This window comes from Idiomarina sp. H2 (genome assembly GCF_004364275.1).
In the GTDB taxonomy this organism is placed as follows: Bacteria; Pseudomonadota; Gammaproteobacteria; order Enterobacterales; family Alteromonadaceae; genus Idiomarina; species Idiomarina loihiensis.
The window spans coordinates 177,027-196,336 of sequence record NZ_SNZY01000003.1 but is presented as its reverse complement, the minus strand read 5'-3'; the positions used below and the strand labels follow the sequence as shown (position 1 = coordinate 196,336).

At 45.7% G+C, this 19,310-nt stretch carries 22 protein-coding genes; 16 read left to right on the top strand and 6 right to left on the bottom strand.

The features are described 5' to 3' along the window. Nucleotides 1-5: 5 nt before the first annotated feature. A complete protein-coding gene (locus DET62_RS05020) occupies nt 6-1,040 on the bottom strand; it encodes a DUF3080 domain-containing protein (RefSeq protein WP_110013206.1) in 1,035 nt (344 codons plus the stop codon). A gap of 31 nt (nt 1,041-1,071) precedes the next feature. Between DET62_RS05020 and DET62_RS05015 the strand changes: the two genes are divergently transcribed. Beyond that, nucleotides 1,072-1,695, top strand: a complete 624-nt coding sequence (locus DET62_RS05015; RefSeq protein WP_110013205.1) for a riboflavin synthase subunit alpha — start codon at nt 1,072-1,074, stop codon at nt 1,693-1,695. On the opposite strand, the gene DET62_RS05010 is transcribed toward DET62_RS05015, so the two are convergent. Next, entirely contained in the window at nt 1,689-1,898 is a 210-nt protein-coding gene (locus DET62_RS05010; protein WP_011234647.1) for a CPXCG motif-containing cysteine-rich protein, read from the bottom strand. The two genes, DET62_RS05015 and DET62_RS05010, sit on opposite strands and share 7 nt — an antisense overlap. Before the next feature lie 33 nt (nt 1,899-1,931). Beyond that, complete coding sequence (locus DET62_RS05005) at nt 1,932-2,825, bottom strand: DMT family transporter (RefSeq protein ID WP_110013204.1); 894 nt, start codon at nt 2,823-2,825, stop codon at nt 1,932-1,934. A 166-nt stretch (nt 2,826-2,991) separates the two neighbouring features. Between DET62_RS05005 and thrS the strand changes: the two genes are divergently transcribed. The 7 genes from thrS to DET62_RS04970 all read left to right on the top strand — a co-directional run bounded on the left by thrS (nt 2,992) and on the right by DET62_RS04970 (nt 9,916). Continuing rightward, nucleotides 2,992-4,908, top strand: a complete 1,917-nt coding sequence (thrS, locus tag DET62_RS05000; protein ID WP_110013203.1) for a threonine--tRNA ligase — start codon at nt 2,992-2,994, stop codon at nt 4,906-4,908. Between the two features lie 19 nt (nt 4,909-4,927). Continuing rightward, nucleotides 4,928-5,473, top strand: a complete 546-nt coding sequence (infC, locus tag DET62_RS04995) for a translation initiation factor IF-3 (RefSeq protein ID WP_011234644.1) — start codon at nt 4,928-4,930, stop codon at nt 5,471-5,473. Between the two features lie 73 nt (nt 5,474-5,546). Next, entirely contained in the window at nt 5,547-5,744 is a 198-nt protein-coding gene (gene rpmI, locus DET62_RS04990; protein WP_011234643.1) for a 50S ribosomal protein L35, read from the top strand. A gap of 13 nt (nt 5,745-5,757) precedes the next feature. Further along, entirely contained in the window at nt 5,758-6,111 is a 354-nt protein-coding gene (gene rplT / locus DET62_RS04985; protein ID WP_011234642.1) for a 50S ribosomal protein L20, read from the top strand. Between the two features lie 123 nt (nt 6,112-6,234). Continuing rightward, nucleotides 6,235-7,215, top strand: coding sequence for a phenylalanine--tRNA ligase subunit alpha (gene pheS / locus DET62_RS04980; RefSeq protein WP_011234641.1), 981 nt, complete (start codon nt 6,235-6,237; stop codon nt 7,213-7,215). Between the two features lie 13 nt (nt 7,216-7,228). Further along, nucleotides 7,229-9,616 carry a phenylalanine--tRNA ligase subunit beta gene (gene pheT, locus DET62_RS04975; protein WP_110013202.1) on the top strand — a complete coding sequence of 796 codons (2,388 nt, stop codon included), beginning with the start codon at nt 7,229-7,231 and terminating at the stop codon, nt 9,614-9,616. Nucleotides 9,617-9,619: 3 nt separating this feature from the next. Beyond that, on the top strand, nt 9,620-9,916 hold the full coding sequence (locus DET62_RS04970; RefSeq protein WP_011234639.1) for an integration host factor subunit alpha: 297 nt from the start codon (nt 9,620-9,622) through the stop codon (nt 9,914-9,916). Between the two features lie 44 nt (nt 9,917-9,960). Here DET62_RS04970 and DET62_RS04965 read toward each other — a convergent pair whose 3' ends face one another. The 3 genes from DET62_RS04965 to DET62_RS04955 form a co-directional block, all read right to left on the bottom strand. Further along, nucleotides 9,961-10,638: a ChrR family anti-sigma-E factor gene (locus tag DET62_RS04965; protein ID WP_110013201.1), complete on the bottom strand. Its 678-nt coding sequence runs from the start codon at nt 10,636-10,638 to the stop codon at nt 9,961-9,963. After that, nucleotides 10,628-11,248 carry a sigma-70 family RNA polymerase sigma factor gene (locus DET62_RS04960; RefSeq protein WP_110013200.1) on the bottom strand — a complete coding sequence of 207 codons (621 nt, stop codon included), beginning with the start codon at nt 11,246-11,248 and terminating at the stop codon, nt 10,628-10,630. The genes DET62_RS04965 and DET62_RS04960 overlap by 11 nt, the downstream gene beginning before the upstream one ends. Before the next feature lie 88 nt (nt 11,249-11,336). Beyond that, nucleotides 11,337-11,915, bottom strand: coding sequence for an LON peptidase substrate-binding domain-containing protein (locus tag DET62_RS04955; RefSeq protein WP_110013199.1), 579 nt, complete (start codon nt 11,913-11,915; stop codon nt 11,337-11,339). A gap of 145 nt (nt 11,916-12,060) precedes the next feature. Between DET62_RS04955 and DET62_RS04950 the strand changes: the two genes are divergently transcribed. Genes DET62_RS04950 through DET62_RS04915 form a run of 8 tightly spaced genes read left to right on the top strand, consistent with a single transcriptional unit; the run spans nt 12,061 to nt 19,310 of the window. After that, nucleotides 12,061-12,996, top strand: a complete 936-nt coding sequence (locus tag DET62_RS04950) for a DUF523 and DUF1722 domain-containing protein (RefSeq protein WP_110013198.1) — start codon at nt 12,061-12,063, stop codon at nt 12,994-12,996. Between the two features lie 2 nt (nt 12,997-12,998). After that, nucleotides 12,999-14,405: a deoxyribodipyrimidine photo-lyase gene (gene phrB, locus DET62_RS04945; RefSeq protein ID WP_110013197.1), complete on the top strand. Its 1,407-nt coding sequence runs from the start codon at nt 12,999-13,001 to the stop codon at nt 14,403-14,405. Continuing rightward, the gene (locus DET62_RS04940) at nt 14,398-14,832 is read left to right on the top strand and encodes a nuclear transport factor 2 family protein (RefSeq protein ID WP_110013196.1); all 435 of its coding nucleotides are present in this window, start codon (nt 14,398-14,400) and stop codon (nt 14,830-14,832) included. Before phrB ends, DET62_RS04940 begins: the two co-directional genes overlap by 8 nt. Then, complete coding sequence (locus DET62_RS04935) at nt 14,829-15,560, top strand: SDR family NAD(P)-dependent oxidoreductase (RefSeq protein WP_110013195.1); 732 nt, start codon at nt 14,829-14,831, stop codon at nt 15,558-15,560. Before DET62_RS04940 ends, DET62_RS04935 begins: the two co-directional genes overlap by 4 nt. Further along, nucleotides 15,557-16,831, top strand: coding sequence for an FAD-dependent oxidoreductase (locus tag DET62_RS04930; protein ID WP_110013194.1), 1,275 nt, complete (start codon nt 15,557-15,559; stop codon nt 16,829-16,831). The genes DET62_RS04935 and DET62_RS04930 overlap by 4 nt, the downstream gene beginning before the upstream one ends. Then, the gene (locus tag DET62_RS04925) at nt 16,828-17,550 is read left to right on the top strand and encodes a DUF1365 domain-containing protein (RefSeq protein ID WP_110013193.1); all 723 of its coding nucleotides are present in this window, start codon (nt 16,828-16,830) and stop codon (nt 17,548-17,550) included. The genes DET62_RS04930 and DET62_RS04925 overlap by 4 nt, the downstream gene beginning before the upstream one ends. Before the next feature lie 21 nt (nt 17,551-17,571). Next, entirely contained in the window at nt 17,572-18,810 is a 1,239-nt protein-coding gene (locus DET62_RS04920) for a cyclopropane-fatty-acyl-phospholipid synthase family protein (protein ID WP_110013192.1), read from the top strand. Continuing rightward, nucleotides 18,810-19,310: a DUF2878 domain-containing protein gene (locus DET62_RS04915; protein ID WP_110013191.1), complete on the top strand. Its 501-nt coding sequence runs from the start codon at nt 18,810-18,812 to the stop codon at nt 19,308-19,310. Before DET62_RS04920 ends, DET62_RS04915 begins: the two co-directional genes overlap by 1 nt.

Genomic DNA, 19,310 nt, shown 5'->3' with positions numbered 1-19,310 from the left:
AACCGCTAATCCAGCCCTGGTGTAAAGTCACAGGCACTATAGAATTTTTGCCATGGGCGTACAAAATGCACTGATGCATCGGTTAGCTTTTTACTGAGTGTACCGAGTTCTGCAATGTAAGCTTTTAGCTCCGGTTGAGGGGCTATACCTGCGAGGTTCTCCAGAGTCATGAGTAAGCGCTGATGCTGTTCAATCAATTCTGCTATGTCACTTTGCATTTCTTTGAGGTAAATGGCGTTAAAAGCTTCTTTTAGCGCTAATGCGTCATCTGGCACTTTTCCATTTTGACAATAAACTGACTTAGGAACTTCAGGCAGCAGCTCGGTCATTTTCTCCAGTTTATAAGAGTAATCTAGCATAGTACGGAACAAGTCAGGAAGGTAGTCACTGCGCTCTAAACGACCGAGCATCTCTATTAGCTCATCGGGGGCATCTGCTTCTTTTGTGTAGTTCCAACGCTCTAAAATGCGGGTAAATCGCTCCAGCGCATTCACAGCGTAGTTGTACTCTGTTACATGTATTTTGGGTAAAGAGTTATTGCCTACAGACAGAGCTTTTCTCAACCCGTCGTCACGGGAGAAAGCATTTGCCAGGCTGTTCTGCAGTTGAGATTCCTTATGCACTAATGCTTCTTTCAATTTGTCTTTAACATTGGCTGATTCAGGATGCTCAATGCATTTCTTCAGTGCCTGAATCATCCTCAGGTCCGCATGATAGCGGCTAAACCCATCTTTTAGCTTTCCCAGTGAACTGTTGTTTTCAGCTATTAGCTGGCCTAATTGACAATGATTAAGCCGAAGGCTTTCCAGTAAGCCCATGCTTGTCCGTTCAATATTTCGGCTTAGTGCGCGCTTGGCCGGATACTGGAGTTGAGGTCTAGGGGCTTCTATTGAGTTATTGGGGAGCTCAAGTGTACTCTGGACGCGGTTATGCAGTTCATCTGCGTATTCCGTTAGACCCTGGTCATCTGAGCAGGCCGATAACCCAAAGGCGACGAACGCATAGCCAAAAGAACGGAAAATCAGTACACTTCGCTTCATTGTATTATTCCTTGCAACAAGGTTCTTATCGATGTTTACAGGTATTGTTCAAACCCAAGCTACGATATTTTCAGTCTCCGACCAAGTAGTTTCTGATCACAAGACATTTCGACACCTGGTTATTAAAACTGAACCCCAATTTCTACAAAACCTGGCTATTGGTGCAAGTATTGCCATAAATGGTTGCTGTTTAACCGTGGTCGAATTCAGCGATACTGAGGTGCACTTTGACGTCATTGATGAAACCCTGCGGCTAACAAATTTGGGGCTGTTAGGTGAGGGGGACAAAGTTAATTTGGAGCGGTCACTAAAAGTGGGCGATGAAATTGGCGGACATGCGGTTTCAGGTCATATTCACTGCCAGGGCAAAGTGACTAAAATTGATACCTCTGAGAATAACCTTGCTATGTGGATAGAACTACCAGAGCAATACACCCCATACTTGTTTGCCAAAGGGTTTATTGCGGTTAACGGTGCCAGTTTGACGGTAGGTCAGGTTGAAGCTAATTGCTTTAGTCTGCATTTAATTCCGGAAACTTTGCGCCTGACCAATTTGGAATCAACGCAGGTGGGTGACAGTCTGAATATCGAACTTGATCAGCAAACCATCACTATTGTTGAAACAGTTGAGCGTGTGCTGGCTAAACGTCAGTAAAACTGCTCATCGTTCCCGTCGACCTTCACTCGCGCCTGCTGGTTAACTTCATCAACTTGTAACTGAACATGAATGAGGTCACCGCAGGCAGCACATTCTTCCTGATAATCCTGATTGCCTTCCGAGGCATCAATATCTAAAAAGGTATTGTGCCCACAATGCGGGCATTTCACCGGCACACTTTGTAAATTTTCTTCGTTCATAATTCACTCGTTCCTATCAAGTTTTGCTTGTAACTATAGAAATAAAATACTGATTCCGCCCAATGAGATTGACGCTCCGGTTATAGAACGTGGGGTAATTCGTTGTTTTTTCAGTAAAGATATCGGTATTAAAAAGAGTGGAGCGGTGGAGAGTAAAGTCTGGGTTAGGCCCGGGTTGATATTGGCGATAGATATTTGCTGTAACCAAATAGCCAGGAACGTACCGAATACAATGGCGCCGAGTAGCGGCAAAGGGTTAATAGAGCGAACTTGTTTTATGATTGCGTTGTACGCGCCTCGTTTCGAAAGTCCGACAATTATGGCGAGTAAAAAGGAGCCGGCGGCAAGACGCACAAATGCCGCATCAATAGCGTTTACGCTGGATTGCTTTAGCACCGCAAAAGCCATGACTAAACCGGTAGCCTGACAGAGTGCGGCGCCGCAGCCGAAGAATATACCTGATAATGAAAGCGCAGGCTGTTTGTCTGGGGCTTTTTCAGTAACGACCCACAGAACACCGCTTAAGGTTATGACCGCACCGGTAATTTCAATGGTGGATAAACCGTCACTTAAAAATACCCAGGCCATGAATGCAGCCAGTGGTGGTGCGAGATACTCCAGCAACATAGCGTGCCAGGGGCCTAAACGCCGCAGCGCGGCAAAATGACAACTGTCGCCAATGGTAATACCTATAATGCCGCTTAGGGCGAGTAACCACAGGCCTGAGCTTAGCTCTAACGAGTTACCCAGCAACAAACTCATGATCAAAAGCAGGGGAGTCGCAACAACGCCTTTAACTAAGTTCATTTGTAAAGGCGAGAAGTGGCTACCGGCACGGTGATACAGTACGGTAGCGACAGCCCAGAAACCAGCGGCTAATAAAGCGGCAAGTTGTCCGATTAATTCTCCGGTAATGTCTGATGTCAAAACAGGCTCGGCGGTTGCTCAAATGTAAGCGGTCGATTATAGTAGCGTCTCGCGTTCGATGGTACCGAACGCAAAAATTTCGTAGGTTTTTTCTATCAAGCAGATAAAACCAAAATAGAGCACGTGGCACTTGGTAGGTGTCACCACTGGTTGGAAAGGAAGTTTCATGCCTGTAATTACTCTCCCTGACGGAAGTCAACGCGAATTCGATAAACCTGTAAGCATTATGGAAGTTGCCGCCGATATCGGTGCTGGCCTTGCGAAAGCAACAGTTGCGGGCCGTATTGACGGTGAGCTGGTTGATGCCTGTGAACTCATTGAACATGATGCCCGCATTGAAATTGTGACACCAAAAGATGACGACGGCGTGCATATTATTCGTCACTCTTGTGCTCATTTAATGGGGCATGCTGTTAAACAGATGTGGCCAGACGCAAAAATGGCAATAGGCCCGGTCATCGATAACGGTTTTTACTACGATATTGACGTTGATCACACCTTTACTCAGGAAGATCTGGAGAAGATTGAAAAGCGGATGAAAGAGCTGGCTAAAACGGAATATGCCGTTATAAAGAAAAAAGCCAGCTGGAAAGAAGCCCGTGAAACTTTCGTAGAGCGCCATGAACCTTATAAAATAGAAATTCTGGACGAAGACATCCCGACCGATGCAACGCCAGGGCTCTATCACCACGAAGAATACATCGACATGTGTCGTGGCCCGCATGTACCCAATATGAAGTTTTGCCAGCATTTTAAAATTATGAAAATGGCCGGTGCCTACTGGCGTGGTGATTCTGACAACAAAATGTTGCAGCGTATATACGGTACGGCCTGGGCAGATAAAAAACAGTTAAAAGCCTATTTGCAGCGTTTAGAAGAAGCGGAAAAACGCGATCACCGTAAAATTGCTAAAGCTCAGGATTTATTCCATTGGCAGGAAGAAGCGCCGGGTATGGTGTTTTGGCATCACAATGGCTGGACCATTTTCCGTGAGTTAGAAACTTACATTCGCGAAAAAATGCGCGAGTACGAATACCAGGAAGTCAAAGGTCCGATGATGATGGATCGGGTATTGTGGGAAAAGTCGGGGCACTGGGAGAAATTCTCAGAACTGATGTTTACTACGTCATCGGAAAACCGCGAGTATGCCGTTAAGCCGATGAACTGCCCGGGACACGTTCAAATCTTTAATCAGGGCTTAAAGTCGTACCGCGACTTGCCGTTACGTATGGCAGAGTTTGGCAGTTGTCACCGTAATGAACCTTCAGGTGCGTTGCATGGTCTGATGCGTGTTCGTGGTTTCACACAAGATGATGCGCACATTTTCTGTACGGAACCGCAGATTCAGGAAGAAGTCGCGGGTTGCATCAGAATGGTGTACGAAACCTACAAAACCTTTGGTTTCGAGAACATCGATGTGAAGCTTTCAACCCGCCCTGAAAAACGCTTAGGCGACGATGCCACATGGGACCGCTCGGAGACTGCACTAGCTCAGGCTTTGAAAAATAATGACATCGATTTTTCTTATTTACCGGGTGAAGGTGCCTTTTATGGCCCGAAAATAGAATTTACTTTGTTCGATTGTCTGGGCAGAGCGTGGCAATGTGGTACAATACAGCTCGATTTTGCGTTGCCAGGGCGTTTAGGTGCCACATACGTAGGCGAAGATAACGAGCGACACACGCCAGTTATGATTCACCGCGCTATTTTGGGATCACTTGAACGTTTCATGGGTATTCTCATTGAAGAGTACGCAGGGCACTTCCCATTGTGGTTGTCGCCAACGCAAGTTGTATTAATGAATATCACGGATAATCAAAGCGATTATGTACGAAAAGTTGTCAAAACCCTGAACGAAAAGGGAATTCGTGCATCAGCCGACTTGAGAAATGAGAAGATAGGCTTTAAAATCCGTGAACACACATTAAAACGTGTTCCATATTTACTGGTTGTCGGCGATAAAGAAGTCGAAGCTGGTGAGGTTGCGGTACGTACACGTGGTGGTGAAGACTTGGGCAAATTCCCGTTAGAAGACTTCATTACTCGTGTAGAGGACGAAGTCCGTACTCGCAAAATTGATTAATTGTTTGGAGGAATAAACCATTAAAGGCGGAAAAAGAACTCAGAAAGCTGCAGATAAAAACCGTATCAACGAACAAATTACAGGCGTTGATGAAGTTCGCTTAATCGGAACCGATGGTGAACAAGCTGGTGTCGTCAGTATTAACGAGGCTCTTGATGCAGCAGCGGAAGCTGGTGTTGATTTGGTGGAGATGAGCCCTAACGCAGAACCACCAGTCTGCCGCTTGATGGATTACGGCAAGTTCCTCTTTGAAAAGAGTAAAGAACAGAAAGAGCAGAAGAAAAAACAGAAACAGATTCAGGTCAAGGAAGTTAAGTTCCGACCTGGTACTGATGAGGGCGACTACCAGGTAAAACTGCGCAACCTGCGTCGTTTCCTCGAGGGAGGTGACAAAACTAAAGTCACTATCCGTTTCCGTGGCCGGGAAATGGCACACCAAGAGTTGGGCATTGAATTGCTGAATCGCGTTAAAAACGATTTAGAAGAAATCTCAATTGTTGAGTCGTTCCCAAGACGTGCCGAAGGGCGCCAGATGATTATGGTCTTGGCACCCAACAAGAAGTGATCGTGGTTTACAAGTAGTCTGATTGTCAGGCTCACCCTTTCACACTTTTATCAACAATGCGGAGTTTAATTTCATGCCAAAAATGAAATCGAACAAGGGCGCTTCCAAGCGCTTTAAAAAGACTGCTTCTGGTGGTTTTAAGTGCAAGCAATCTCACTTGCGTCACATTCTGACTAAGAAGAGCCCTAAGCGTAAGCGTCAGCTTCGCGCTAAGAGCATGGTCCATGAGGCCGACGTTAAATTAGTCGTTCGCATGTTACCGTACGCATAAGGAGAGATGGCAAATGGCACGAGTAAAACGTGGTGTAATCGCGAGAGCGCGTCACAAAAAAGTCCTGAAGCAGGCGAAAGGTTATTATGGTGCCCGTAGTCGCGTTTATCGCGTAGCGGTCCAGGCAGTAACTAAAGCAGGTCAATATGCATACCGTGACCGTCGCAACAAAAAACGTCAATTCCGTCAATTGTGGATTGTTCGTATCAATGCTGCGGCTCGTCAAAACGGTCTGTCTTACAGCCGCTTTATCAATGGTCTGAAAAAAGCATCTATTGAAATCGATCGTAAAATCTTAGCCGATATCGCTGTTCATGATCAAAACGGTTTTGCCGCTTTGGTTGAGAAAGCAAAAGGCGCACTGTAATTATTCAAAACCTTTATGGGTTCGAATAAACAGATTTAGAAGGGAGCCAATTGGCTCCCTTTTTCATTGAAAATTCGCTATCATAGCGCCTTTATTATTTATCTTGTGTTGTTGAGGGATACGATGCAGCTAGAGCAAATTGTTGAGCAGGCTGAATCGGCCATTGCGGCCGCAGATTCACCGACTGCGTTAGACGAAGTCCGCGTCGAGTATATGGGCAAGAAAGGGCAGCTCACTGAGCTTTTAAAAGGCTTAGGTAAGTTAGACCCGTCTGAGCGCCGGGAAGCCGGACAAAAAATTAATGAAGCCAAGCAACAAGTTCAGACTAGTATCAATGCTCGTAAAGAGCTATTGAAAGCGGCTGAATTAGCGCAAAAGCTGGAAGCGGAGCGCATAGACGTTACTTTACCCGGACGGCACTCAGCGGTAGGCGGAGTGCATCCGGTAACTCAGACCATTCGCCGTATTGAGCAGTTTTTTGGTGATTTAGGCTTTAGCGTGAAAGAAGGCCCGGAAGTCGAAGACGGTTTTCATAACTTCGATGCGCTGAATATTCCTGCGAATCATCCGGCACGAGCCGACCACGATACGTTTTATTTTACCCCCTCAACAATGCTGCGTACGCAAACTTCTGGTGTACAAATTCGTACTATGGAAAATGAAAAACCGCCACTGCGGATCATTTCTCCGGGCAGGGTTTACCGGAATGACTACGACCAGACCCACACACCGATGTTTCATCAGGTCGAAGGGTTAATGGTTGATACCGACGTCAGCTTTACCCAATTAAAAGGAATTTTAGAAGACTTCCTCAATCACTTTTTTGAAGAGTCACTGACAGTGCGTTTCAGACCTTCGTACTTCCCGTTTACCGAACCTTCGGCAGAAGTTGATGTGATGGGTAAAGATGGTAAATGGCTAGAAGTTTTAGGTTGCGGCATGGTGCACCCAAACGTGTTGAAGGCGGTAGGCATTGATTCGGAAAAGTACACCGGCTTTGCGTTTGGTATGGGCGTTGAACGTCTTACCATGTTGCGCTACGGCGTGAATGACTTACGTGCGTTCTTCGAGAACGATTTGCGTTTCCTCAAACAATTTAACTAACGGGCAGTAAGCAATGAAATTCAGTGAACAATGGTTAAGGGAATGGGTTAACCCCGACATCAGCAGTCATGAATTGAGTGAACAGCTCAGCATGGCAGGTCTTGAAGTAGATGCTGTTGAGCCGGTTGCCGATGAATTCCATACTGTCGTGGTTGGTGAAGTGATTGAATGTGGTCCTCACCCGGACGCAGATAAACTGCAAGTGACCAAAGTTAACGTTGGTGAAGACGAGCCGGTGGATATTGTTTGCGGAGCGTCCAATTGCCGCTTAGGCATTAAGGTCGCGGTTGCTAAAGTTGGGGCGGTATTGCCCGGCGATTTTAAAATTAAGAAAGCGAAGCTTCGCGGTCAGCCGTCAAACGGTATGCTGTGCTCGTTTAAAGAGCTGGGCCTTATTGATGAGCATGATGGTATTATTGAGCTTCCGACTGATGCTCCGGTTGGAGAAGATTACCGTAAATACCTGCAACTTGACGACAACAGCATCGATATCGACTTAACTCCGAATCGTGGTGACTGTCTGAGTATTCGTGGTATTGCACGCGAAGTGGGTGTGTTGAACCGTCTGGATGTTAAAGTACCAGAGAGCAACAAAGTAGCGGCCAGTATTGAAGATACGCTAAGCATTACTTTGTCTGCTACTGAGCAGTGTCCGCGTTATTTAGGCCGCGTTATCAAAGGTGTCGATTTAACTCGCCCAACGCCGGTATGGATGACAGAAAAATTAAGACGCAGCGGTATTCGTAGCATTGACCCGGTAGTTGACATCACTAACTACGTGTTGCTTGAACTGGGTCACCCCATGCATGCATTTGACCTCGATTCACTTGAAGGGGACATCGATGTTCGCTTAGCCAAGCCTAAAGAAAAGCTTACTTTGCTTGATGATCAAGAGGTTGAGCTGGACGAAGATACATTGGTTATTGCTGACGAGAAAAAAGCATTAGCCATGGCGGGTGTCTACGGTGGTAAAAACAGTGGTGTAACCGAAAACAGTAAAAATATTTTTCTGGAAAGCGCTTTCTTTGCACCAGATGCCATCTTAGGCAAAGCGCGTCGTTACGGGTTACATACCGATGCGTCTCATCGTTATGAGCGCGGCGTAGACCCTCAGCTGCAGCGTACGGCAATGGAAAGAGCTACAGAATTACTTTTGGCAATTTGCGGCGGTGAAGCAGGGCCGGTAACCGAAGCGGTTGCAGAAGCATTTTTGCCTAAGCGTGACGGCATTACCCTAAGAGCCAGCCGATTGGCTAAAGTACTGGGTGTCAGCATTGCTAATGACAATGTCACTGAAATTCTTGAGCGTTTAGGCTTCGATGTGTCATTTGACGGTGAACAGTGGCAGGTGGGCATTCCGTCATACCGTTTTGACTTGAGCATTGAAGAAGATTTAATTGAAGAAGTTGCCCGGGTTTACGGTTACAACTCAATTCATGCTGCACCGCCGGCAGCGCAACTGCGCATGACTGAGCGTAAAGAAAGCCAGCTTAGTACCCATCAACTGGTGGATGCTATGGTCAGCCGTGGTTATCAGGAAGCGATAACCTACAGCTTTGTTGATCCAAAGCATCAGGCACTGATGTTTGATGAAACCGCAGCGCTGACCTTGCCACACCCAATTTCGGTTGATATGTCTTCTATGCGTGTGAGCCTATGGCCGGGATTAGTCGGCGCGGTTGCTCATAACCAGAAGCGTCAGCAGTCTGTGCTGGCTTTCGTAGAAACGGGTTTATGCTTTATTCCAGACGAGTCAGCTGAAAACGGTGTTCGTCAGGAAGCGGTTATCAGCGGTATACGTTCTGGTAAAGCGCATTCAGAACACTGGTCAGAAGGTGACCGTGCGGTTGATTTTTATGACGTAAAAGGTGATGTTGAAGCTTTGTTAGCTCAAACAGGCAATGCTGCGGCGTTTCGTTTTGTTGCATCACAAAACCCAGCACTGCACCCTGGGCAATCAGCGGCAATTTACCGAGGCTCTGAAAAAATCGGTGATATCGGCGCTTTGCATCCTAAGTTTGATAAGGCTTTAGGCCTTAACCAGCGCACCTTTGTGTTTGAGCTGGCGTTATCAGCCGTGACTGAGCGACCTTTACCGCAAGCCAAGCCGGTGTCTCGTTATCCTTCTATTCGTCGCGACCTTGCTGTTGTGGTTGATAAGGACCTTGCGGCAGGTGAGCTGATAGCTGCGATGGAAAATGTTGGCGTAAAACAGTTAGTTGACCTAAACTTGTTTGACGTTTACATCGGTGATGGCGTGGCAGAAGGTAAACAAAGCTTGGCTCTATCCGTTACTTTGCAAGACAGCGACAAAACTTTGGAAGAAGCGGAAGTCACTGAGCTTATGACTAAATTTATTGAGACATTAAAGAGTGAGTTTAATGCAACATTGAGGGATTAAACTATGGCGCTGACCAAAGCAGAACTGGCAGAAGTGCTGTTCGACAAATACGGTGTTAGTAAACAAGATGCCAAAGTGTTAGTTGAAGATTTTTTTGAAGAAATCAGAGTTGCTTTGGAAAGAGGCGAGCAGGTGAAGTTGTCAGGTTTTGGCAATTTTGAACTGCGAACTAAAAATCAGCGCCCTGGGCGTAACCCGAAAACGGGCGAGGAAATTCCTATTTCAGCGCGTCGGGTTGTCACCTTCAAACCTGGCCAGAAGTTTAAAAGTCGAGTTGAAAACGCAGAACCCGAGGATTAACCTCGGGTTCTTTTTTATTTGAGTCTGTACTTAGTCGCCGGAAATTAACGAAAGAAGAGCTGGCTAAAGGGATTCAGTAACCGGCTGATGCCTGAAGTGAAGTGTAACGGTGCATCTAATGTAGCCAGAGTTAAACAGTCTTCATCCTGAGTTTCCGGAGTATGAGTCCGACTCGGGTCTAACAAAATAAAGTCACCATCCCGGTACTCGCTCTGTTCGTCATTAAAAACACCGTCAATAACCAGCGTTGCTTCCTTTCCTTTGTGCGTATGTTCCGGAAGCCTGGCTCCTGGTGCCATATAAATCAGATTTGTCTGATTTCCATTGTCCAGAGTTAATGGTGCGCGCCAGAGTTTACCGACCAGTTTTGACCACTCACCTATGCGGTGACTGTTATGTGCCAGGGTTCGGGGTAGCGTAAAGCGACGACCTTCCAGAGACAACATTTCATTTGGCTGGTGTGTTGGCTTGTTACATGCCGACGATGCAAAAATGGCTTCCAGCATTTGGTCGCACTGAGACTTACTCATTGTTGTGCTGGCAACGCTGACCAGAGTATCCAGATTTTCTTCACACAACTTCTGTTCAATCTCACAGACGGTTTGACGACATGTTTTACACATATCGATGTGTGTGCCGACAACTAAGGTCATTGCCGCACTAAGGTCGCCAGAGGCGTACTGATATAAAAGGCCTTCGCCAGGGTGTGATTTAATCATCATCGACTATCAACTCTTTCAGTTTTTTTAATGCTAGACGAGTTCGGGACTTAATTGTCCCTAAAGGTACTCCCAGAGCGTCAGAGACTTCCTGCTGAGACTTTCCCTCAATATAAATCTTCTCAATAACAACCCGTTGTGCATCGGGCAATTGAGCGTAATAAAAAGAAATTTCCTGCATCAGAACATCGTGATCCAATGCGTAACCATCATCGAGGCTATCGTTCTGCTCTGAAAGAATCGGCCAGAGTTCATCGGCACTAATGTCATCTTTACGCTTTTTGTTCTTACGAAGCAAATCGAAGCGGATATTACGCGCTATAGTAAATATCCAGGTAGAAGGAGAGCCACGGTCAGGCTTGAACAAGTGAGCTTTGTGCCACACGTTCGTCATGGTTTCCTGAACAAGATCCATAGCCGTTTGTTCGTTACCAAATTGTCTTGTAGCGTAAGACTGCAGCTTGGGTGCGAATAACCTGAAAAGTTCACTAAAGGCAGCGCGATTTCTATTTTCTGCAATCTTTGCCAGCAGTTCCGCTGCTTTCTCGGCAGCGTCTGTCTGGGTGGTAGCCATAGGCCCCCGTTTCGATGTTCTTTCTGACACCATTTGCATAATTAGACCTGCTTCTTTTCACACAATGTTCTAACTATTACGGGGTGTTGAGAAAATGGATCACCCAGATGGCAGAATGTTTACTCAATTAACGAATTAAGTCTAACAGATATTCTTTTGCTTTTAGACAACTTTCGCATCTTATCAGCTCTTGTTTTGTATAGACGTCCAGAGGCAGTATTTCAAGCCACCTTGAACAGACCCAGTCAAGTTTTTCGTAGCCGAGATCGGGCAACAACTCTGACAGTTCCGGGTAAGTCTCAAAAGCTTCCTGTAGCCGGGTTTTGAGTTTAGCAGCGGCGCTATCCAGAGAAAGCTCTGGCCAATTTTCAAGATATTCTATTTTGCCGAATCTGAGTTTATCGTTTTCTGACCAGTGCTCGTCAATACGAACCCGATTTTTTCCTTCAATGGTAATACCGAGTAAGCCATCGTCTCTTGGTTCAAAGTCAATGATTTTCACTGTGGTGGCATAAGGAAGAAGGTAATCGCTTGATGTGGTTGCATGCTCGTTATTAAACATAGCTACAACAAATTCGCTGTCATTTTGTAGACACTCTTTTACCAGCCTGGTGTAACGAGGCTCGAACACCTTAAGTTTCATGCGTCCGCCCGGCATTATATGCGAGGTAAGCGGAAATAGCGGTAACTGCTGATACTGCTGCATATAACCTCATTTGGCTAGTAGTTTGAACAATTAAGAAACATTACGTTGAGGGGGGCATGGTTGGATCTTTTTTGTCGAGTAAATGCCAAACTATTTTTAGCGATATACCGTACATTGTTATCAGTGGAATTCAGCAGGGGTTAAAATGGTAAAATTAAAAGTGGGTATTAGTTCCTGTTTAATGGGTGACGAAGTCAGGTTTGACGGGGGGCACAAGAAATCCGCATTTTGTGTTGATGAGCTAAATAGACACATTGAACTGGTGCGCTTTTGCCCGGAAGTTGGCATTGGAATGCCGGTACCCAGACCGACAATCCGGCTTGAGCAACATGAGGACGTGCAGGCGGTCGTGCCCAAAACCGGTGAAAATGTTACGTCGCAACTCGCTGCTTTTGCCGATAAGGTTCAGGTGAAAGTTGAGCAACTAAGTGGCTACATTCTTTGTGCGAAATCGCCCAGTTGCGGTATGGAGCGAGTCAAATTATATGATCCGGAAACCGGGCATGCACAAAAAGCGGGCATGGGCATTTTTGCGGCGCGTCTGAAAGAAAAGAACCCTGCTTTGCCTCTGGAAGAGGATGGCCGGCTCAATGATCCGCATTTACGTGAAAACTTTGTCATGCGGGTTTATGTGTTCAGTCAATGGAAAGAAATGACGCAGAAGCTCTCCAAACATCAGCTTTTGCAGTTCCATCAGCGCTGTAAACTGCTTTTGTTAGCCCATAACCAGCAGCGTTATCGCGAATTGGGCAAACGTCTTGGACAACAAGAAACCATCGATACTGCTTTTGCAGAGCAGTATATTATTGATGTGATGGAAGCCTTATCAAAACCGGCGTCACGGAAGAATCATACCAATGTACTCCAGCACATTCAGGGCTATTTTAAATCGGATCTGGCTCATGAGCGTCGCGAAGAACTGAGCGACATCATTCTCCAGTACCATGACGGTATTTTACCGCTGATGTCGCCTCTTACTTTGATACGCCATTATTTGCGCGAGTTTCCAAAAGAGTATTTAGAAGGGCAATGGTATCTGACGCCTTACCCCGATGATTTAAAATTACGTTATGGGCTGTAGCGATGCGAGAAGCAATTTGGTTTCGTAGTGATTTAAGAGTTTTGGATAACCCGGCTGTGTTTTCTGCATGCCAGGGTAATGAGCCTCCGTTAGCAATATTTTTTGCGTGTTATGAAACCTGGGAAAACCATGACTGGGCACCGATAAAAATTGACTTTATATGGCGAAATTTAGAATGCCTGCAGCAGGATTTAGCTGAGAGGGGCATTGAACTGCAAGTGCAGTTAGTACCCAAATTCAGTCAGGTTCCGGGAGCTTTACGGGCCTTCTGCCGGGATAATGGAATTGAGCGGGTACATATTAACGCGGAATACGCGTTGGATGAAAAGCGCAGAGACGCGGCGACCAATGCAGTATTAAGTAATGATGATATCGAATTGGTTTCGCATCATGGTAACTTACTGGTAGCGCCCGGAGAGGTCAGAACGCAACAAGGTGACTACTACAAAAAGTTCACACCTTTTAACCGGCGCTGGCGACAGGTGTTAAGTGAAAAAGCCTACAGCGAACCGCTACAAATTAAATCTTTTTCCAGAGTTACTGCAAAAGGCCTCCCTGAATGCCCGCTAGAGAGAAAAAACTCGTCTGACTGGAGTGCTGGTGAGCAACAAGTTTTGGGGAAACTGGGTCAATTCGTTGGCCACAGCGTTGATGATTATCAACAAGCCCGGGACTTGCCTGCTGAAAACGGAACCTCACAACTTTCCGCCTATTTGGCGCTTGGCGTGATTGGGCCACAGACAGCCGCGAGGGCATTACACAAGTTTTCTCCCGAGTTCCCGTTCGGTCTTGATAGCGGTGCCGATACCTGGCTTACCGAACTGGCCTGGAGAGAGTTCTATCAGCATCTCATGTATTTTGTGCCGCGTTTATCAAAAGGTGAGAGCTTCCAGACTGAAACCGACAGCATTCAGTGGTTAGAGGACAATGATGCTTTTCAGCGCTGGTGCGAAGGACGCACAGGCTATCCGATTGTTGACGCCGGGATGCGTCAATTGACATCAACCGGGTGGATGCATAACCGCTTAAGGATGATCACGGCCAATTTTCTGGTAAAAGATCTATTAGTGGACTGGCGAAAAGGCGAAGCCTTTTTTATGCAGCATTTAATTGATGGCAGCTTTCCGGCAAATAATGGGGGCTGGCAATGGAGCGCTTCAGTCGGAACGGATGCTGTACCGTATTTTCGAGTTTTCAATCCGGTTAAGCAAAGTGAGAAATTTGATCCTGACGGACAGTACATTCGTAAATGGGTAGACGAGCTTAAGGAAGTACCAACAAAGTATATTCACTGGCCTCATAGTTGGCTTCAGCAACAAAGCAGTAATAACTATTGCGAACCCATGGTCGAGCACAAATTTGCTCGTGAGCGATTCTTAACAACGTTTAAGCAGGTGAAAAATGGATAACAGTGAATTAGTCGAAAAACTCAAAGAATTCTACGATGAGCTGAAAACCGAAAACCTCGATGACCTGGATGAGTTATACCATGAAGAAATTTCCTTTACTGATCCAATACAGCATGTTGTCGGGCTGGATGATTTTCACAAGTATCTAAAACACACAATGGAAAACGTCGAGTATTGTCACTTTGCTTTTGACGATGAATGCGTCGGAGAAGAACAGGCTTTTCTTGCATGGCAGATGCGCTACGCACACCCGAAGCTTGCCAATGGCATGGAAATTATCTTGCCGGGTGCTTCGTACTTAACTTTTGAAGACGGCAAAATCAGAGAACAAAGAGATTACTACGACCTTGGTGCAATGCTTTATGAACACGTACCGCTGGTCGGCTATGTCATTGATAAAATTAAAAAGAGGCTAACAGACGAATGAAAGTCTTAATTACAGGAGCTTCATCAGGTATTGGTCGTCAGCTGGCGCTGGATTACGCCGCTGACGGCAATGACGTTGTTGTGTGTGGAAGGAATAATGACGCGCTGTCAGAGGTACAGAAACAATACCCGGATAAAATAACCTGCAGTGCCTTTGATATCACTGACAAAGAGTCGGCGAAAAATGCGTTAGCAAAAGTGAATGATATTGATATTGCGATACTTTGCGCAGGCGTCTGTGAATACCTTGACGTTAAGGCTTTCGATGCCGACATGTTTGAGCGTGTGTTTAAAGTGAATGTATTTGGCACAATGAATTGTGTGGAAGCCTTACTTCCCCAGTTCAGTGATCCCGCTCGCCTGGTTATTGTTGACAGTCTGGCGAGACTTCTCCCGTTTACCCGGGCTCAGGCTTATGGTGGCTCAAAAGCCGCTATGCATTATATCGCCCGGGGTCTGGAAGTTGATTTAAAACCTCAGGGCATCAAAGTTCAAACCGTATCGCCTGGGTTTGTGAAAACTCCAATGACGGATGCTAACGACTTTGAGATGCCAATGCGTGTTGACGTTGAATTTGCGTCAAAGGCAATAATGAAAGGTATTAGTAAGAACAAACGGGATATCGCATTTCCATGGCTATTTAGTCGTCTTTTGAAATTGATGTCTATTTTGCCGGAAGGGCTACAAGTGAAACTATCGGAACAAATGGCAAGGAAGCAGTCCTCATGAAGATAGCCGTTATTGGAAGTGGTATTGCGGGTCTTACAAGTGCGTATTATTTAAGTCGTGAACATCAAGTCAGTGTATTTGAAAAAAACGACTACATTGGCGGGCACACATGCACCAGCGATGTGAAAATTAATGGCAGTATGTATGCTGTGGACACAGGCTTTATTGTTTTTAACGATAAGACTTATCCACGCTTTAAACGCTTGCTTGCGGAGCTGAAAGTGGCCTGGCGTGACACTGAAATGAGCTTCAGTGTGCGTGACCCTGAGTCGGGGCTGGAATTTAACGGGCACAACCTTAATACGTTGTTTGCGCAACGGAAAAATTTGTTTAGCTTGTCTTTTTACCGTTTATTACAAGGCATTCTGAAATTTAATTCCGCCGCGAAAAGTGCATTAGAAGAGGGTATCAGCGAGGCTGATAACATCACATTAGCAGAATTCCTTGTTCGGCATGATATTCCGGAATCGGTTTCACAGTACTACTTATTACCAATGGTTTCGGCTATCTGGTCAGCCAGTCTGGCCGATGCAAAGGATTTTCCTCTGGGCTTTTTCCTACGTTTTTTTGATAACCATGGGTTATTGAATGTTAGCGACCGTCCTCAGTGGCACACGCTGATTGGTGGTTCTCACGCGTACATTCCTATGCTGACCGAACCGTTTAAAGAAAGACTTGAGCTAAATAGTGAAATTGTTGCGGTTAAGCGCCAACAGGAACAGGTTGTTCTTGTCTTTAGTAATGGTGAGGAACGCTATTTTGATGAAGTGGTTTTTGCGTGTCACAGTGACCAGGCACTTGCTTTACTTGACGATGCCAGCCCTGACGAAAAACGCATTCTCGGTGAGATAAAGTATTGCCCGAATGAGGTTGTTCTGCATACCGACGAGAACTTGTTACCCAGAAACAGACGTGCCTGGGCAAGTTGGAATTATCTGTTAAGAGACGATGATGCAGCAGAAAAACAGCCAAGCTCAGTAACTTATAATATGAACATTCTGCAAGGGCTGCAATGCGATGAAACCGTATGCGTTACATTGAATAACACCGCTGCAATTGATTCTGACAAGATCATGAAAACTTTTACCTATGAGCACCCGCAATATTCGGTTCAGTCTTTAAAAGCCAGGGCAGAACGAAATGCGATTTGCGGTAAAAACAGCACTCATTTTGTTGGTGCTTATTGGTATAACGGCTTTCATGAAGACGGTGTAAGAAGTGCTATCGACGTTGTTAACCGGTTGAATAGTGTGGCGATTGATAACTCATGAAGAGCGCCATTTATTGGGGGGATGTTTTTCACGTAAGACATCGACCCAAACGTCACGCCTTTAATTACCGTTTTCAACAATGGTGCATCGATTTATCTGAACTTGACCAAGTCAGCTCTATAAGCCGTTGGCTATCCTGTAACAATTTTGCTCCCCTTTGGTTTCGTCGAAAAGACTATCTGAAAGATGAAGAGGGGAACTTACAGCAGGCAGCACTGAAAAAAATGTCTTCCCTTGCCGGGAAAGAGTTAACCGGTCAGGTTGTATTTGTCGGGAACTTACGTACCTTTGGAATTTTCTTCAGTCCCATTAATATGTATTTTCTTCGTCAGGATAATGGCAAGTACACTCATATGTTAGCGGAAGTGAGCAATACGCCCTGGCTGCAACGTCATTATTACTTGGTCGATTTGTCTGAAGAGAGCCCTGAAACCGTAAAGCAATTTCATGTTTCTCCATTTAATCCTATGGATATGACCTACCACTGGCAGATAGAGCCACCCACCGAGAGTTTAAAAGTCACTCTAAGCGCCCACCAGCAAGAGAAAGATTTTGTTGCCGGCATAAAATTAAATAGACAACCGCTAAACCGTAGTGAAGTTTACCGCGTATTAAGAACGACACCTGTTATGGCTCTAAAAATTATTGGGGGCATTTATTGGCAGGCGTTAAAGCTTTTTATCAAGCGGGTTCCATTTTACGGAAACCCTGGTAACTAAAATAATTAGAAGGCAGTTTGTATGTCCAGTGGTGAAACAACTATGGTAGCGCCTATTCAGTATGGTGTATTGGATAAGCTTTTCCGTACTATCGCTTTTAAGCTACTCGCTCATTTGCAGTATGGGCAGCTGACGATAAAAGAAAAAGGCACGTTCATTGAAACTTTTGGTCACTCTGATAAAGACCTGAACGCTGAAATTGACGTGAAGGATTCGTCATTTTACCGTCGCCTGGTGACTGGTGGCAGTATTGGTGCAGCCGAGTTGTATATTGATAAGCATTGGGAGACTCCCGATTTAACCTCGGTTATTCGTATTTTTGCCCGTAACTTACCGGCCTTAGATAAACTGGAAACACGACTGGCCTGGCTAACTTTTCCATTTAATAAATACCAGCACTGGAGTAACCGCAACCACAAGGGGCAGGCAAAAAAGAATATCTCGGCTCACTATGACCTGGGTAACGAGCTTTATACCCGCTTTCTTGATAGTGCCATGCAATATTCCAGTGGTTTATTTAAAAACACTTCAGACTCGCTGGAGCAAGCTCAGTGCCATAAAATGCAGCGCTTATGCGACTCGCTTGATTTAAAGGCGCAAGACCACTTGTTGGAAATAGGTACAGGGTGGGGTGGCCTGGCTATTTATGCGGCAAAAAATTATGGTTGCCGGGTAACCACGACAACAATTTCTGACGAACAGTTCCAGTACGCTAAACAGCAAGTTGAAGCGGCAGGCTTGTCCGACAGAATTGAACTTTTGAAGCGTGACTATCGGGACTTAGAAGGGCAGTACGACAAGCTGGTTTCGGTTGAAATGATAGAAGCGGTAGGAAAAGAATACTTACCGACCTTTTTCAAAACCTGCAACAAACTGTTGAAAGAAGACGGAAGAATGTCGTTACAGGCTATTACTATTGCCGATCAGAGGGCGAAATCCTACGCTCGCTCTGTAGATTTTATTCAAAAACATATTTTCCCCGGTGGTTTTCTTCCGTCTTTGAGCCAAATGACCCAACTGTTTACACGATACACCGACCTGGTGGTACGTGACGTACACGACTTTGGGCTGAGTTACGCAAAAACTCTTAGAGAATGGGAACAACGGTTTAACGCCCACCAAAGCGAGCTCGAAAAGCTTGGCTACGATGAACGCTTTTCCAGATTATGGAATTACTATTTTAGCTATTGTGAAGGCGGATTTCTGGAGCAACGGGTATCGGTTGTTCAGGTTACCGCCAGCAAATCGCAGGCCTACTAATGACTTCTATTCAGCATAAAATTGTTAGCTTTGTTTTATTTAATGCGCTGTGGCTTAGTGCCGTATCCGGGCGTGAGAACTACATTGTGCTTAGCGGGGTTTTATTAGCCTTGCAATTTTTTTACAGCATTGCCGTAGCCCGGGTCAGCTGGACCTTAATTTTACGTCTGTTCGCCGTTGGATTATTGCTGGAGGCTATTGTGATTAGCCTGGGCGTTATCGATTTTGCCGGAGGATACTTTCCCTTGTGGCTGGTCATGCTGTGGCTGGGCTTTTCGTCTATGGCCCCGGTTGCACTGGACTGGCTGGCACCTAAACCGGTAATAGCTGTTCTGCTTGGCGCGGTTTCAGGTCCTTTGAGTTATTTTGCAGGAATAAAACTTAACGCTGCAACCGTTGATTCAATGCCCATTGTTATTGCTTGTTACGCTGCCGTATGGGGACTCATGATGACGTATTTTGTTTTTTCCATGTCACCTAAAAAAGAGCAAGGAGTGTAG